Origin of the sequence: Gimesia aquarii, assembly GCF_007748175.1 — a bacterium.
Classification (GTDB): Bacteria; Planctomycetota; Planctomycetia; order Planctomycetales; family Planctomycetaceae; genus Gimesia; species Gimesia aquarii_A.
In genome coordinates, this window is sequence record NZ_CP037422.1 from 4,613,722 (window position 1) to 4,629,141 (window position 15,420).

Annotated in this window: 16 protein-coding genes; 4 read left to right on the forward strand and 12 right to left on the reverse strand. The window is 42.5% G+C overall.

Annotation, left to right across the window (positions count from 1 at the left end; translation table 11 throughout):
* Positions 1-64: 64 nt before the first annotated feature.
* From V202x_RS17550 to surE, 3 genes are all read right to left on the reverse strand, one after another.
* The gene (locus V202x_RS17550) at positions 65-685 is read right to left on the reverse strand and encodes a response regulator transcription factor (RefSeq protein WP_232098543.1); all 621 of its coding nucleotides are present in this window, start codon (positions 683-685) and stop codon (positions 65-67) included.
* Position 686: 1 nt separating this feature from the next.
* Positions 687-2,735 (reverse strand): PAS domain-containing sensor histidine kinase, encoded by a 2,049-nt coding sequence (locus tag V202x_RS17555; RefSeq protein WP_145177750.1) that lies wholly within the window; start codon positions 2,733-2,735, stop codon positions 687-689.
* Positions 2,736-2,951: 216 nt separating this feature from the next.
* Positions 2,952-3,761, reverse strand: a complete 810-nt coding sequence (surE, locus tag V202x_RS17560) for a 5'/3'-nucleotidase SurE (protein WP_145177751.1) — start codon at positions 3,759-3,761, stop codon at positions 2,952-2,954.
* Positions 3,762-3,868: 107 nt separating this feature from the next.
* Here surE and V202x_RS17565 point away from each other — a divergent pair, with 107 nt between their 5' ends.
* Together V202x_RS17565 and V202x_RS17570 are read left to right on the forward strand one after the other, a co-directional pair.
* Positions 3,869-4,504 (forward strand): NTP transferase domain-containing protein, encoded by a 636-nt coding sequence (locus V202x_RS17565; protein ID WP_145177752.1) that lies wholly within the window; start codon positions 3,869-3,871, stop codon positions 4,502-4,504.
* Between the two features lie 407 nt (positions 4,505-4,911).
* Positions 4,912-6,237, forward strand: a complete 1,326-nt coding sequence (locus V202x_RS17570) for a hypothetical protein (RefSeq protein ID WP_145177753.1) — start codon at positions 4,912-4,914, stop codon at positions 6,235-6,237.
* A gap of 140 nt (positions 6,238-6,377) precedes the next feature.
* Here V202x_RS17570 and V202x_RS17575 read toward each other — a convergent pair whose 3' ends face one another.
* The 7 genes from V202x_RS17575 to V202x_RS17605 form a co-directional block, all read right to left on the reverse strand.
* Complete coding sequence (locus tag V202x_RS17575) at positions 6,378-6,713, reverse strand: hypothetical protein (RefSeq protein ID WP_144985090.1); 336 nt, start codon at positions 6,711-6,713, stop codon at positions 6,378-6,380.
* Positions 6,714-7,119: 406 nt separating this feature from the next.
* Complete coding sequence (locus V202x_RS17580) at positions 7,120-7,470, reverse strand: hypothetical protein (RefSeq protein WP_145177754.1); 351 nt, start codon at positions 7,468-7,470, stop codon at positions 7,120-7,122.
* Between the two features lie 84 nt (positions 7,471-7,554).
* Complete coding sequence (locus V202x_RS17585) at positions 7,555-7,887, reverse strand: hypothetical protein (RefSeq protein ID WP_145177755.1); 333 nt, start codon at positions 7,885-7,887, stop codon at positions 7,555-7,557.
* 87 nt (positions 7,888-7,974) lie between these two features.
* Positions 7,975-8,298: a hypothetical protein gene (locus tag V202x_RS17590; protein WP_145177756.1), complete on the reverse strand. Its 324-nt coding sequence runs from the start codon at positions 8,296-8,298 to the stop codon at positions 7,975-7,977.
* An 807-nt stretch (positions 8,299-9,105) separates the two neighbouring features.
* A complete protein-coding gene (locus V202x_RS17595) occupies positions 9,106-9,450 on the reverse strand; it encodes a hypothetical protein (protein ID WP_145177758.1) in 345 nt (114 codons plus the stop codon).
* 78 nt (positions 9,451-9,528) lie between these two features.
* Positions 9,529-9,852: a hypothetical protein gene (locus tag V202x_RS17600; protein ID WP_144985095.1), complete on the reverse strand. Its 324-nt coding sequence runs from the start codon at positions 9,850-9,852 to the stop codon at positions 9,529-9,531.
* 605 nt (positions 9,853-10,457) lie between these two features.
* A complete protein-coding gene (locus V202x_RS17605; RefSeq protein ID WP_144985096.1) occupies positions 10,458-10,784 on the reverse strand; it encodes a hypothetical protein in 327 nt (108 codons plus the stop codon).
* A 529-nt stretch (positions 10,785-11,313) separates the two neighbouring features.
* Here V202x_RS17605 and V202x_RS17610 point away from each other — a divergent pair.
* Positions 11,314-12,180 (forward strand): formyltransferase family protein, encoded by an 867-nt coding sequence (locus tag V202x_RS17610; protein ID WP_145177760.1) that lies wholly within the window; start codon positions 11,314-11,316, stop codon positions 12,178-12,180.
* A 28-nt stretch (positions 12,181-12,208) separates the two neighbouring features.
* Here the strand turns inward: V202x_RS17610 and V202x_RS17615 are convergent, their stop codons facing one another.
* Entirely contained in the window at positions 12,209-12,901 is a 693-nt protein-coding gene (locus tag V202x_RS17615; RefSeq protein ID WP_145177762.1) for a uracil-DNA glycosylase, read from the reverse strand.
* A 266-nt stretch (positions 12,902-13,167) separates the two neighbouring features.
* On the opposite strand from V202x_RS17615, the gene V202x_RS17620 reads away from it, so the two are divergent.
* On the forward strand, positions 13,168-13,638 hold the full coding sequence (locus V202x_RS17620) for a hypothetical protein (protein WP_145177764.1): 471 nt from the start codon (positions 13,168-13,170) through the stop codon (positions 13,636-13,638).
* A 32-nt stretch (positions 13,639-13,670) separates the two neighbouring features.
* Here the strand turns inward: V202x_RS17620 and V202x_RS17625 are convergent, their stop codons facing one another.
* Entirely contained in the window at positions 13,671-15,392 is a 1,722-nt protein-coding gene (locus V202x_RS17625) for an SMP-30/gluconolactonase/LRE family protein (protein ID WP_145177766.1), read from the reverse strand.
* Between the last annotated feature and the right edge of the window lie 28 nt (positions 15,393-15,420).

Here is a 15,420-nt window from a genome sequence, read left to right on the forward strand (position 1 = left end):
ATTTTTTTGTTGATTTTCGCACAAGATCTAAGACTGAAAGCGATCAGTCACTTAACAATTCTTGTTAAACATCTCTCTTAATTTGCAAGTCCATTTGAATTAGCTTGGGAACACTTTTGGCCTTCATTTTTTTCATGATTTTTGCGCGATGCGCCTCAATGGTTTTAAAGCTAACATTCAATATTTCAGCAATTTCACGACTGGATTGGCCGGAAACGACGTGTTCCATTACTTCAAGTTCCCGACGTGTTAGAGACTTTTTTCGTTCCATCAGTTCTTTGTTCTCTAAGCGGTTCTTTTTATTATTGATATCTCGTTCAATTCCTTTTTGAATATAATCCAAAAGGACTTGATCGCTCACGGGTTTCTCCAGAAAATCGACGGCTCCGGCTTTCATGGCACGCACAGCCATTGGAACATCACCATATCCAGAGACAATGACTACGGGAATGTCATAGCCTCGATCCCTCAGTTTCTCTTGCAGTTCCAAACCGCTCATACCAGGAATTCTAACATCGAGTACCAGACATCCTGGTGAGTCCGGCGAGTAACTTTCTAAAAAATCACTTGCCAGTTCATGTGTTTCCACTTTTAAACCGACAGACTCTATAAGCCAACGCAACGATTTTCGAATTGCAGGGTCATCATCGACGACAAATACAGTTGCTTCTTTTTCGATTGTCATTTCAGCTAGCACCGTGTGTATCTCCATTTTTCAGGGGAAGAGTGATGATAAAACTCGTTCCTGTCTTATTTCTACGAGGGGACAGCGTACCTCCATGGGCCTCAATGATAGTTTGGCTAATAGATAACCCGACACCCAGTCCTTTTTGTTTAGTTGTATAGAATATTTCAAAAATAGATTTTTCTTCCTCTTTTTTCAAACCTATACCACTATCTGTAACAGTAATCTGTAAATTATTATCTTTATCTTGATCAGACTGAATAAGTAACTTTCTTTCTTCTGGGGGTATCTCAGACATGGCTTCAATAGCATTGAGTAACAAATTGACCAAAACCTGTTCAATTTGGATTGCATCACCAATTGTTTCTAATGGTCCCGGGCTCAGTTCTAGATGTAAAGTAGTTGAATTTCGCTGGATTTCATGTTCGAGTAGGGAAATGGAATTTTCAATGACGACATTAATATCAAGTGGTTTATACTCTACTTCGCTTTTTTGTACGTGGCGACGCAGACGTTTAATTGTTTCACTGGCACGTTGTGCTTGCCGAGAGGTCTCTTCAAGTGGTTCTATCAGCGTTTCAAGACTGGTCGTTCCCGAACGAATTCTGCGAATACAGCCGTTGGTATAATTATTAATCGCCGCCAAAGGCTGATTTAATTCATGCGATAATTCTGCAGCCAGTTCCCCCATTGTGGAAAGCCGCGAAAGATGAGCAAGTTCTGCACGACGCCTAACTAGCTCTTGTTCTGCTTGTTTCTGTTGAGTGATATCTGTGGCAATGACCATTGCGGCAATCGTTTCTTCGCCGCTTACCATCGCTCCCACCCGACAGGAATAGAGAGCATTATTTCCTTCGGCACTTTGTCCTTCCGTGACCATTACCTGTGGCTTACCGGTATCAAATACTTCTTTTAATAATTTTTTTGCTTTCGGGACTTCTGCTTGATTCATATATTTATAGATAGAAGAACCAATGATATCTTCGATTCCCATATTCGAAATAGTATGGTTGAGATAGAGAATTGTTCCATCACTATCTAAAGTCAAGATGGTATCTGGTGCATTGGTGACCAGCGAACGCCACTTTGCTTCTGTTTGCTGAAGTGCTCGGTAAAGTCGGTTTCTTTTTTTATGTTCTTCATTCAGAATCGCATGCGCATTTTGGAGTTCTGCAGTTCTGGCAATGACTCTGGCTTCGAGGTGTTCATTCAGAGTTTCGAGTTCTTTCAGCGCTTCACGTTCTCTGGTTACATCTTTGATGCAGGAAAGTAAAAACGTTTCTCCTCGGAAATAAATCAGAACTGCTGACAATACCGTACATAATCGATTACCAGCGGGATTGATGAAGTCGAAATAGAGGTCACTCACCTTTCCTTCTTTGATCACCGTATCGATCATTTTCTTGCGTTGTGTTTCACTAGGCCAAAAACCGACATCAAAAGCGCTTTTTTTGAGCACTTCTTCACGGCTACACTCTAGCGCTGATAGAAAGCTATCATTGACTTCGATAAATACACCCGTTTCGATTTCTGAAATGCACATCGCAACAGGATTTACCTGAAAAATTTTACTTAAGCGTTCTTCAGAAAGGCGAATCTTTTCCTGTGAGGCAATCTTTTCAGTGATATCGATTGCTACGGATAGAAAACCATCTACTTCATTCTGATCGTCGTAGATCGGCGTATATTCGACATCCAGAATCAAGTCACCAGTACGTCTTTCAATATGGCTGGGTTCACCATTCAGGGTTTTTCTGAATATTGCAATTAATTCCTCATCTTCAGCGAACTCTTTAAGAATCGATCTTCCTACCCATTCGCCTGATTCATAACCGAGCTTTGCAAGACCACCACCCTCAGAGAGTGTAACGACTCCATTTCGATCGACGGCCCAAATGATTAAAGGGGTATTCGAGAGAAATTTTCTCAAAAGTTTATGATCAAACTCAGCGATACTCTGTAAGACTTCACTGGTTGTCAATTTGGAAAAATTCTCGATCGATGACTGAGAATGAAGAGCCGTATTCTGAGGCGATTCATCTTGCTTCATTCTTCACCTCTTAAACGCATTTTCTCGATTTCTTTCACTTCAGTAGGTAACAGAACTGTGCTTACACACCGCATGATATGATCGTTTCTGGTCACTGATCTCGAGCAAGTTATTTGGTAGGATTTTCGAAATGTAGATTTATGCACTATCCATTATCCTACACAAGTAATAAGCGAAAAGTCAAACTTTGGTATGGAACGAAATGTTGATACAGGATCAATTATAGTAGTCTGGATCATGTTCTAGATGAAGATCCCTACCTGCTTGTCCATTCAGAGATTGGTCTAATTGCTTATGGTCTGTTAAATCGTAATTGAGAGGGGTGACAGTTACAAATCCCTCTGAAAGTTCCTGGATGTCAGTACCATCTTCTAACTGATGATTAGAAGATGGATCTAATCCACTCCAATAATAAGGTCGTCCACGTGGATCAATTCGTTTTTCCATGACATCAATGTGACGTTTGACTCCCAGAGAAGTCCATTTTACTCCACGTGGCCAATTTTCTTTGGTTTCTGGAAAATTCACATTCCATAGTCGGCCTGATTTGTAATCCTCTTTCAGTAGCCTTTGAATAATGGGAATGCTCTGCGCGGCACATTCATCATAATCAGGTTTGACGTCATTGGAAAAGCTGCTGGCAGCAGAAACTGCGATAGAAGTGATTCCAGCAAAAGCGCCTTCAATCGCGCCAGCGACGGTACCAGAATAGAGTACGTTGATACCTACATTCGAGCCAGAGTTAATTCCACTGACAATGAGATCTGGACGTCGCGTACAGAATTCCAGAATCCCCAGCTTTACACAATCTGCCGGACTGCCGGCTACCGCCCAACCCCAGTGCTTCTCTCCTTCGTACTCTTGGTGTACCATAAGAGGGTGTAAATAGGTGATGCTTAAACCCACTCCACTTTGTTCAGACAAAGGAGCAACGACTTCTACCTCTCCCAAAGCCGAAAGTGCTTTTTGTAAGCTGCGGATACCGGGAGCATGAATGCCATCATCGTTGGTTAGCAAAATTTGCACAAAATTACCTCAAATCACGAACGAAACCAGTTATCAATAGAAATGAAGATTTTTACTCTGCAATCAGTGAGTGATATTTATCAATTATCTAAGGACATCTTATCCGAATGGCCACTTTAAATATACCGCCACGACTGTTTGCTATTATTCCTGCCGCTGGAATGAGCCGTCGCATGGGAACGCATAAACTGCTGCTTCCTCTTGGTAAAGAAACAGTCATTCAACGATTGGTTCGGGTGTTAAACGTTCCTTTTATTGCTAAGATCATAATTATTGCTCGAAAAGGAGATGATTTATTAAAAGCACATCTTTCTGACTTAGACATACAACTAATTCAACCTGAGATCGATCCTCCCGATATGAAAGTTAGTGTGCAACTTGGATTGAGATGGATCGACTCTCATTATCATCCGACTGAGGATGATAGTTGGTTATTAATTCCTGCAGACCATCCAGTTCTCAGCCATTCTGTTATTGAGGACCTGACTCAAGCTTGGCAGAACAATCAGGCGTCAGTCATGGTTCCCACGTTTCAAAATCGAAAAGGCCATCCTGCTTTTTTTCGTTGGTCTGTTTCAGATGACGTTTTTCAACTCTCAAATGATGAAGGGATTAATGCACTATGGAAAAATCAAAGAATAGTTCCAGATTTGTTTGAATGTATTCATCCGGAAATACTGATTGATCTGGATACACCCGAAGATTACGAATACGTGAAGCAGCAATATTCAATTGATACCTGAACTCCAATGTATCCAACAATTTAGATGTTTCTATGTCAAAAAGATATGAAGGAAACAGTGTGTGGTATTACATACTCATGTTGATATCTCGCAATACTTTAAGTCTCATGTATGTTGATTTTGTGAAACTTTGCAGGTGATAACGATTATAAAGTGAAACAAGACAAGACCTCTCAACTAAAGTGGCATATCCCCCTTTTTTCCTCAAGTTGCCAAAACTATGTGATCTATGTTTGAGTGCTAGATGTAACAATCCGATGCGATTTTGTTTTTTCCATATGAGACGTCAGCTTTTGGTTTGCATCTTTTTTCTGGTCATGTCAATAATGCAGACAGTCATGTATGAAATGGAAATTCGGAAAACGCACGCTTTCATCATGTGACGAAACTTTTTTGGAGGGGAAAAAATGAGTAAAACTTTGGCCTTGGCATTTGCCACCGTGGCAATGTTGGCTGTCAACGATTCCGCTGAAGCTTGCAGGTATTTTGGAGCAGCAAGTTATAACTGTTGCCCTACAGTAGCTTGCCAACCCACTGCCTGTTATACGGCTTGTCGTGTTGAGCGCAAAACATGCTATCGTACTGTTTATGATAGAGTTTTAGAGCCTCAACAGTACACCGCTTATCGCACGGAATATGAGACAGTTTACGAAGACAAGCAAGAAACTTGTTATCGCATAGTAAACGAAACCGTTTACCGAGATGAAGAATACACGGTACAGAAACCTGTATTTGAAACATCAGAACGTGAAGAACGTTACACAGTGCGACGTCCGGTCATGGAGACGAAGTACCGCGATTGTAGCTATCAGGTCCAGCGTCCTGTGTGGGAAAATCATGAGCGCGAGTGTCGTCGTACGGTGATGCGACCGGTTGTGGAAACAATCGAACAGGAATGCCGACGGACGGTAATGCGTCCTGTGACAGAAACCGTTAATCAAGAACGTTGTTACACTGTCATGAAACCGGTAACGACATACCGAACGGTCCATCGTTTACGAGGAGTTTGGGAAACTCGTCAAATTAACAAGCCTGGCAAGTGTCGCCCCTGTTGGTCGACAGATGCTTGTGGACGGCCTGTGATGAGCATGGTGCAAACTCCTGGTCGAACTCACTGCCGTAAGGTCTGGAGACTGCGAAGAGTTGCCTGTCAGGTTCCGTGTACACGGTATGTTCCTCAGATTGTTCGTCAGAACTGTCCGGTACAGGTGACGCGGTATGTTCCTGAAGTGATCGTGAACAAAGTCCCTGTTAAAGTTTGTAAAATGGTTCCTGAAGTGGTTGTCACAAAGGTTCCTTACCGAACTTGCCGTTGGGTGACTGAAACCGTAGCACAAAAAGTTCCTTATCAGGTTTGTAACTGGGTTTGTGAGGAAAAAGTTCGCAAAGTTCCTGTTCAAACTTGCAGAATGGTTTCTGAGAAGTGCACCAGAAAAGTCGCAGAGTGTGTTACTCGAAAAGTTCCTTTTACTGTAACACGTCGTATTGCACGTTGCGTACCTAAACAGGTAGCAGTCAACTGCACTCGATACGTTTCAAAATGTGTTGCCCGAAAGGTTCCTTACGAAGTTTGCACCATGGTTCCTACGACAGTTTGTCCAACATCTGCTTGTGCAACCGGCAATTGTAATCTCGCTCCTGAAAGTCGGGAATCGGCTAAGCCAGTCGCTCCAACACCAGAGCCTGAAGCAAATCCGAAAACTGTTCCGGCAAAACCAAAAGTTTCTGCCTGATTTCAAGAGACAGATAAGCAATTTGCTTACGATGTAATTAAAAGAGACAGGTTTCATATGAAACCTGTCTCTTTTTTATGTCCCCTCATCAGGAGGGGCAAACGAAAAAGAACAATCTCTTTCTCATCACCGATTGAGTTTTATCTTCCGTTTTCGGAAGGTAGGCCTTCTGCACCACAAACGATGTCACAAGAAGTGTTTCTATCGCAGTCATCAAAAGCATCGTCAAACTCACTGCCGAGTACATAACTTTTTGTTTTGCCGCGGCTCCCTGCCCAGAATCCAGTAAATGCATATGTTTGATTGAGAGCGCCAATGGCGTTAGAAACGTCGTTTAACTCCGTATTGACGGCGACAGCCACTTCGCTTAGACCAACGATCATGGCCAATACAGCAATTGTTAAAACCAAGACAAGTTCAGCAGAAACGATAAAGCCTGCTTCGTCATTGTACAGACGGTGCATGATATGCAACATTTTTGAGTCCCCTTAAATGGTAGTAGGCGCCGAAACGTTCACTTTCGGCAGAGTGAGAGAGTGTTTCTTTTCGTGAGAGAGTAGAAAACATTTTTAGCCGATTTATTTTGAGACATCACTCAAACAAAACCAACGCGAATAACTCACGCAGGGTATGTGCCAAAAGGGCAGTCATGATGAGAAAAATACCAGAATTGAGGATTTAGGAGAGGCTGTATCTATAGAAATATATTATATTTACGACTATTTGTGTTTGAATGGGTTCAAAGCATCAATTACAGGCAACTCTTGCGAAATGTAAAGCAAAATGAACACGTTTCTGAACAAAGTGTTTTACCCTTTGATCGTAAAAAGAGATATTGTAAAGCTTAAGGGTTTGCTACGTTTGGAGCGGATCTTTTTTGAATTATGGAGTTAAGGCTTCAGAAGTAGTTACAACAACAGCACCGGTTACTAAATCACACGTCGTGTTCAGATCACAGTCATCAACAGCGTCATGAAAGCGAGAGCCAGCAACAATGCTTTTGACTTTGCCATCCACACCATCGATACCAAAAGTACTTCCTAAGAATCCGGTATACGCGTAACTTTGATTTAAAGCTCCGATGGTATTTGAAACATCGTTCAATTCTGTATTTAAAGAAACTGTCACTTCGCTGAGTCCGACGATCATGGCTAAGACAGCAATCGTCAAAACAAGAACTAATTCCGCAGAAATGACAAATCCACTTTCTTCGTACCATAAAGTATGTATCATGATTTTTGATTCCGTTTGTGAAAGACTCTGTTCAAGAAAATCTCGAACAGAGTCATCCAAATTAATTGACACCCAATTTATAGATTAGGGTGTTTCTGCTACAGTCACACCGGCAACACCTGTGACCAGATCACAAGTGGTGTTAAGGTCGCAGTCATCAATGGCATCATTCCATCGTGAACCAGCAACAACGCTTTTTGCTTTTCCATCGCAAAAACTGCTACCTGAAAAGCCTGTGAATGCATAGCTCTGATTCAATGCTCCGATGGCATTTGAGACATCGTTCAATTCTGTATTAACAGAAACTGTCACTTCGCTGAGTCCGACGATCATTGCCAAAACGGCAATTGTCAAAACAAGAACTAATTCCGCAGAAATGACAAATCCACTTTCTTCATACCATAAAGCCCGCATCATAATATTTGTTCCTTTTATGAAAAAAGACTCTGCTCAGGAAAGCTCCTGAACAGAGTTGTCCAAATTCAAGAAAAACCCAAATTATGATTAGGGAGTTTCTGCTACAGTCACTCCTCCAACACCTGTAACTAAATCGCAAGTTGTGTTGAGGTCACAATCATCAATGGCATCGTTCCATCGTGAACCAGCGTAGTGGCTCTTTTGTTTTCCACCAGTGCCAGCAAATCCAGTGTAAGCGTAGCTCTGGTTTAAGGCTCCGATGGCGTTTGAGATGTCATTTAATTCAGTGTTAACAGCAACAGCAACTTCGCTCAGTCCAACGATCATAGCCAATACAGCGATGGTCAGAACAAGAACTAGTTCTGCTGAAATTACGAAACCTGCTTCATCATTCCAAAGTTGATTTAACATTCTAGTGAGTTCCTTGGTTTTTAAAATTAATTGAGAGACTAACTTGAGGATTGATTTCTATAACTCTGAAAAAAGAAAATTCAGATGCGAAAACAATCCACAACAAAAAATAAATATTACGGGTGTAATATCTATCCCTGAACCGGAATATGAGCGTTAGCTCCATTCAGGCACGTGTGTGAAATTACTGGCCGGTAATTTCACGGTACAAACTGCAGTATTGTTTCTTTGAATGATCCAGTAAGCACACGTTATGACCCGTGGAGCAATGGAAGCCCAGTAAATGACGTAGTTAACATCATTTGCATTGGATGCTCTCTCACCTTCATACAATGCAGATGGCTTCTCTTCTTCTTTCGGGGACAAATCACATGAAAATGAAGAAGCCTCAACACGGGTCACAACGCTGCGAATCAATGAGTGATTTCTATTTGCTAACTCAGATCTATATATTTCTTCTTAATGAATTTGAATCGACTTATTTTACTCCGTTCGATTCATGTCGCAGTCGGTGTGCCAGATCTTGGTGAAGAATTGATTACAGAACTCCACAGAGGGTGTGTTACAAAAGAAACACATCTGTGAAATCGATACAAATGTAATCAGCAATAGAATTTAGATAGAATGACTTTGAGTGAGTGACAAAGACGTGGAAAGAGTGGTTGGTTGCTTTTAGGCAACCTGTCTTATCAATGATTTTGAACAGTGTGTTAAAGAGACTGTCAAAATATTGAGTGTGTTTTATAACTGGAAACCAGTTAGAGGAGTTCGTTCTCTCCTTGGGTCTGGTTCCAATTATGACGATTATTACGGAGTTTCAGCTACAGTGACAGTTGCGACGCCGGTAACTAAATCACAGGTGGTGTTGAGGTCGCAGTCATCGACTGCATCGTTAAACCTGGAACCAACAATTACGCTTTTAAGTTTACCGCCGACTCCATCAACGCCTTGAGAACTCCCTGTAAAACCTGTATAGACAAAACTCTGATTTAAAGCTCCGATGGCATTTGAAATGTCATTTAATTCCGTGTTAACAGCAACAGCAACTTCGCTCAGTCCAACGATCATAGCTAAAACGGCAATCGTTAGCACCAGGACTAACTCTGCTGATATCACAAATCCACTTTCTTCAAACCAAAAGGCCCGCACCATTATTTTGTTCCTTTTGTTGAAAGACTCTGTCCAGGAATATCCTGAACAGAGCCCTTTAGATCTAACTTATAATTCGAACTATGGAGCTTCTGCTGCAGTAACAGCACCAGCACCGGTAACCAGATCACAAGTTGTGTTTACGTCACAGTCATCGACTGCATCATTAAATCGTGATCCAGCGTATCGACTTTTGAGCTTTCCTCCGTTACCAAGAAAACCAGTATAAACATAGCTCTGGTTTAAGGCTCCGATGGCGTTTGAGATGTCGTTTAATTCAGTGTTAACAGCAACAGCAACTTCGCTCAGTCCGACGATCATGGCCAATACGGCGATAGTCAGAACAAGAACCAGTTCTGCAGAGATTACGAAACCAGCTTCGTCATTCCAAAGTTGATTCAACATGTTGTGAGTTCCTTAATTTTTAACTTGAGAGTAAATAAATTCGATTCAGATCAAGAGATCATAAATCACGAGAGGCAATCCCTATTTGAAATCACATAGAGATTCAGCATCAGCTATTGGCTGTTCAGAGAAGCCAAATTGGCTTATCAGATACATCCAATAACCGGGAACTTGAGTCGACCGAACGGAAATATGAGAACCGGTTACTCACATAGCGTTTGGGGATAGGAACCAGTGATTCACGGGCCCATTTCACAGAATTCCCTGTCTGCTGATCGAGATGATCGCACAGGTTATGCCATAGGGTTAATCTTTACAGACCCTATAAAGCACAAATGTGGAAGAGTTTACCTAACGTCTTTTATTGCTCAAGTTTAACAATCGTTAGTCTAATTAACTCCTGGGAGAAATGGAGTGTCGAGAATTCGATATTGTAAGAATATTGAAACACTTCTTTTACACTTCATGTTTACAATTTCCTACAAAGACTTACATTGAATATAATTTCTACCTAAAACATGAACTCCGGAAGAGATGTATCTCTTCCAGAGTCCTGCCTCTCAAGTATTTTAAAAACTAAGGGTTTCTATCTTCCCTTTAGATGTTTAGAAGCCTGTCTCTATTCCAGTCACAAAGATCGCTCCTGTTACCAGATCACAAGTGGTGTTCAGGTCGCAATCATCAATGGCATCGTCCCATCGTGAACCAGCATAAAAGCTCTTGAACTTCCCTCCATTTCCACGAAAGCCTGTATAAACATAGCTTTGATTCAGGGCTCCAATAGCGTTTGAGATATCATTTAATTCCGTGTTAACAGCAACAGCAACTTCACTGAGTCCGACGATCATGGCCAGCACAGCGATCGTCAGTACCAGGACTAGTTCCGCAGAGATAACGAAACCGGCTTCGTCATTCCAAAATTGATTTAACATGTTTGAGTTCCTTTACTTCGTAATTTGAGAGTAATACCGATTCGATTCAGACTGAGAAATCATGAATCGTGAGAGACTACAATAAGGAAATGAGAACCAGTTCACTCATATTCCAGTTGGGGAGAAGAAATCAGTTATATTGAGAATTTCAAATCCACCGGTTATATCGATTGCACAGATCATGCCGGATGATCTGCTTTTATCGATAATTTGGAATGCAATATAGAGGAATTTCTCTAACACATTTGCTATTCAAAGTTAACAGCCAATTTCTTCAATAAGCATTTTCTTTTTTGCTCCGTATTCCTATTTGAAGTGTAAGAATAATGAAACACTTCTTTACATTTCATGTTTACGATTTCCTACAAGGGCCTACATTGAATATGATTCATTGGAGATCGTTTCGAATCTGTAGCACTGTTTCACTTAAATCTCGGTGATTTGCTAAAATGTTATAAACTTAATTGAGAGCCACAATGTGTGTTCACTAAATGTGGAAAATCAATAACTCGAGAAAGTCTTTGAAGATATGCAGGTCACTATTACAGCAGTTGGACCCGATAATCGTGGTTTGGCCGACCCCATCGTGCATTACGTGACCGGTGTGGGCGCGAACATTCACGAAATCCAAATGTATGATCATGACTCAGAACGGCTGTTTGCTATGTTTTTGCGGCTGGACTGGCCGGCTGATGTAGAGCCAATTCCCGTTTTGAGAGAACGGATCATGCAGATTGGCACACAAAAAGGACTCACATTACGTGTCTGGGCGCGAGATGAACAAAATCGGCTGCCTCGTATTGCCATTTGCACGACTTATCGTAGCGAACCTGCTGAAGCCGTACTGAATGCCATCAAAGAGGGGGTGATTCAAGCACAGCCCGTTGTGATTATTGGAAACCGGGACCGCTGCCAATCTTTGGCTGAAAAACATAATCTGGATTTTCATAACATTGGTGACGAACGTGGAAATCCTGACAACACTGAGATGGTCAATCTCTTCGATTCCTACGATGTCGATTATGTCTTGCTTGCTCGGTATATGCGTGTGCTACCCCCCAATATCTGCTGGAGCTTTGCTGGCGGGAGAATCATCAATCTGCATCATGGTTTACTACCTTCGTTTCCAGGGTTTCAGCCCTATGAGGATGCATTCAGCCATAATATGCTCACATTTGGTGCCACCATTCACTTCATAATTCCGGAGCTGGATGCTGGTAATCAAATCATTCACCAAAATGCGTTTGCTGTCTCGCCGGGGACTCCGTTAAAAGAGATCAAACGCATTGGCGAGACTCAACATGAGCCGGAATGCCTGGTGGAAGGAGTGCGTCGTGTCATTGATCGTGAGGTGGAGCTGCATTTTCATCGCGTAGTAGGTATTGAAACAATCTGATTTTGCCAATTGTTTTTATATCGACTCTTTACGGTTTTTCTTTCAGTTTTGATTCAACCAGCTCAAAAACGGAATCAAACATCGGTTCGGTTAGTCGCCCTGTGAATGTATTTTGCTGACTGGGGTGATAACTACCCACCAGCCAAATACCATCCGAGAACTGGTAATTCGCTCCATGTGAAAATTGAGGACGCTTTCCATTCAATTTCCCCTGCCGTTTTTTGAAATCAACGACTGATTTCCAGCCGATCTGACCCAATGCAAGGAATACTTTCACGGGTAGTAATTCGACCGTTTGTTCCATCCATGTATGACAGTTTTCGATTTCATCTCGGCTTGGTTTATTGGCCGGTGGTGCGCAGTGGCAGGTTGCTGTAATAGCACAGTTTTGTAGTCGCAGACCATCAGAGCAGCTTTGGGCTTCCGGCTGATTGGCAAATCCTGCTTTGTGCAAAGCACGATAGAGCCAGTCGCCGCTTTGGTCACCGGTAAACATTCTGCCTGTTCTGTTGGCACCATGAGCGGCGGGGGCCAGTCCTACGATTAATAACTCTGCTTGCGGATCGCCAAAATTAGGGACAGGTTTTCCCCAGTAATCCCAGTCCTGAAAGGACTTTCGTTTTTCCGCTGCAATCTTTTGGCAGTGGGCAAGTAGTCGATTACAACTTGTACAACGAATGATCTTTTGATTTAACTGATGCCACTTGGATTCAGGTTTCATTTTCTCTTTGTTTCTGGCTGATGAGGTCGATTATAAAAGTCTGACTATACCGGTTAAACGAAATATATCTGCACTACCAATACCAACAAATAGGAGTTGCAGTCAAACTGGACTCTCTATTTACAGTAGGCATTTTGAAATCCAGGCTTGAAATATCACCTGAGTCCTATTTACTATAGAGAACAACCTCTCTATTTTCCGGTCACTACCGGAATAGACTTAGCTATAAATTCACTGCTCTTAAGTCCTTTTCAGGAAAAGTGATTGTGTCGAAACTACAACTTCCATTGATGTCGCTGGTGGCTGCAATACCTGGCGCCTATGTGGCCTATTTGTTGGTCATGGCTTTTCTGAATCATGCAGAATCCATGTCTACCGCCTTACTTGGAGTGGCAGGACTGACTTTGCTTTTATGTGGCTTTCTGGCGCTGATGCCCATCGGTGCCCTGGTCTTAGGACCGAAAGGTGCTGCAAAGAAAAAAGGGAAAGAGAAGGATCAGCCAGAAGAGGAAGCTCAAGATGATGAAGAGGAAATGATAAGCGATTCAGCCGCAGAACTTTCAGATGAGTTTGTCGATGATGAACTTTCTTCAGGAGATGAGTTTGATGAAGTCGATGAATTCAGCGATAGTGAAATGAGTGACAGCGAAGCCAGTGGTGAAATCTCAGATGGTGATTTTGACTTCGCAGATGATGACTATGAGTTCGATGAAGAGGACGATGAGGACATTAAATAAATAGTGTCCCCATCCATCCTCACTGTATTCGGTTATTTCAGGTGATTCTGAAAAAACTGGTCCATATCTGTCACCATGTCATTGAACCAGGGCAATTGGTTCCAGCAGCCATGTTTTCCTTTCGGATAAACTTTTACGTCAGTATCGACGCCGAAAGATTTCAGTTTCTCACGAGAAGGTGCATTGCGTTCTGGTTGATCAAACTCACCCACCATGAATAAGAGCGGTGGTGTCTTCTTCGAGAAGTGCAAGTACGCATCACTGAGTTGATACAATTCTGGGGCTTCATCAATCGTCTTGCCCAACCACTGATTCGAATTTGATTTTTTCGGATTCTTGCGAGAGCGATCAGCTACCGAGCCAGAAGCCATTTGCATCGGACCGGCCATAACGATTGCAGCCTGTAGATTTGAAGGTTGATCTTGATTACCTGCGCTACCTTGCAACTGTTTTACATGAGGTGCTGCTGCCATCAGGCCCACCAGATGTCCTCCCGCTGAGCCACCCACGGCACCAATTTTTTGAGGATCAACATGGTACTTTTGTGCTTCTCCCCTTAAAAAACGAACCGCAGCATTGCAATCCTGAATGCCTGCGGGAAATTTGGCTTCATGTCCCAGTCGATATCCGACTGCCATGGTAACATATCCACGTTCACACAACGCAAGAGCCAGTGCGCGGAATTTTGCTTTGTCACCGTTTAGCCAGCCTCCACCATGTACTACAATGATAGCAGGAAATGGTCCTTTTCCTGATTTCGGGACAAAAATATCGGCTAATAATTTTCGATGTCCTACTTGACCGTAAACGACATTCAGGTGAGGAGAAACTGTTTTGGGAATCGCTGTCGAGGGGCGTTTGGGGTTTTTAGTTTTTTCTTTCAGAGCCGGTTCAGGAAAACACCCATAAGTATTCATTCGCTGACGGTATAAACCACCAAAGCCGGTAATGTATAAAGAACGCATATCTTGATCGCCGAATGTGCAGTTTATGGGACGTGTTGGTGTATGGATCTTTGCCAGAAGTTTGCCTTCAGGATTCCAGATCCATATATCAGCAGGTCCCGCACAGTAGACATTACCTGCGCGATCAACTGTCATTCCATCAGCACCTTTTTGAGGACCGGAATCCATTTTGGCAAAGAGGCGACCGTTTTCTACAACTCCAGGTTTGGTTACTGTATACGCCCAAATTTCTTTAGGTACATAAGCCGCTACATAAAGTGTTTTACCATCGGGAGAAAGAATCAAGCCGTTTGGCGTTTTAATATTTTTAATAACGATGTGTTGCTTACCTTCGGGTGAAATCCAGACGACTTCACCTGCTCCTGTGAGTGTATAATAAATCCCACCTTGCTGATCGACCACGAGATCGTTGGGCCTGCGTGAAGGCTTGGCATCTCTCGGCTGGCCCGCGATTCGTGTTTTCTGTTTGCCATTTAGCACACTGATCTGGCTGGCACCATTATTTGACAAGAACAGTTTTCCATGGTTGAAGTAGGTAGCACTGATACGCCCGGCATTGTTGAGAAAAACCTGAACCTTGCCTGACTTCGGATTGTAGCGATATAGCTTTCCTCCTTTGACATCAGGAAAATAGAGATTTCCACCTCCATCCCAGGCAGGGCCATCTGCCAATCCAAAATCGGTAGCAATTGTTTCAAGAGGCGACGAGGTATCAACAATCGAATCCGCGGCGTTATTGGTATTGTTAATAAAAGCGAGCGATAATAGAAAAATAGCAAGCCGTTTCATAAATAGTTCCTGTAAGCTGAGGCTGTGA

What these genes read in the sequence shown, in the direction of transcription:
- V202x_RS17550 (WP_232098543.1), bottom strand. Translation starts at nt 685, where the DNA reads ATGACAATCGAAAAAGAAGCAACTGTATTTGTCGTCGATGATGACCCT.
- V202x_RS17555 (WP_145177750.1), bottom strand. Translation starts at nt 2,735, where the DNA reads ATGAAGCAAGATGAATCGCCTCAGAATACGGCTCTTCATTCTCAGTCA.
- V202x_RS17565 (WP_145177752.1), top strand. Translation starts at nt 3,869, where the DNA reads ATGGCCACTTTAAATATACCGCCACGACTGTTTGCTATTATTCCTGCC.
- V202x_RS17570 (WP_145177753.1), top strand. Translation starts at nt 4,912, where the DNA reads ATGAGTAAAACTTTGGCCTTGGCATTTGCCACCGTGGCAATGTTGGCT.
- V202x_RS17575 (WP_144985090.1), bottom strand. Translation starts at nt 6,713, where the DNA reads ATGTTGCATATCATGCACCGTCTGTACAATGACGAAGCAGGCTTTATC.
- V202x_RS17580 (WP_145177754.1), bottom strand. Translation starts at nt 7,470, where the DNA reads ATGATACATACTTTATGGTACGAAGAAAGTGGATTTGTCATTTCTGCG.
- V202x_RS17585 (WP_145177755.1), bottom strand. Translation starts at nt 7,887, where the DNA reads ATGATGCGGGCTTTATGGTATGAAGAAAGTGGATTTGTCATTTCTGCG.
- V202x_RS17590 (WP_145177756.1), bottom strand. Translation starts at nt 8,298, where the DNA reads ATGTTAAATCAACTTTGGAATGATGAAGCAGGTTTCGTAATTTCAGCA.
- V202x_RS17595 (WP_145177758.1), bottom strand. Translation starts at nt 9,450, where the DNA reads ATGGTGCGGGCCTTTTGGTTTGAAGAAAGTGGATTTGTGATATCAGCA.
- V202x_RS17600 (WP_144985095.1), bottom strand. Translation starts at nt 9,852, where the DNA reads ATGTTGAATCAACTTTGGAATGACGAAGCTGGTTTCGTAATCTCTGCA.
- V202x_RS17605 (WP_144985096.1), bottom strand. Translation starts at nt 10,784, where the DNA reads ATGTTAAATCAATTTTGGAATGACGAAGCCGGTTTCGTTATCTCTGCG.
- V202x_RS17610 (WP_145177760.1), top strand. Translation starts at nt 11,314, where the DNA reads ATGCAGGTCACTATTACAGCAGTTGGACCCGATAATCGTGGTTTGGCC.
- V202x_RS17615 (WP_145177762.1), bottom strand. Translation starts at nt 12,901, where the DNA reads ATGAAACCTGAATCCAAGTGGCATCAGTTAAATCAAAAGATCATTCGT.
- V202x_RS17625 (WP_145177766.1), bottom strand. Translation starts at nt 15,392, where the DNA reads ATGAAACGGCTTGCTATTTTTCTATTATCGCTCGCTTTTATTAACAAT.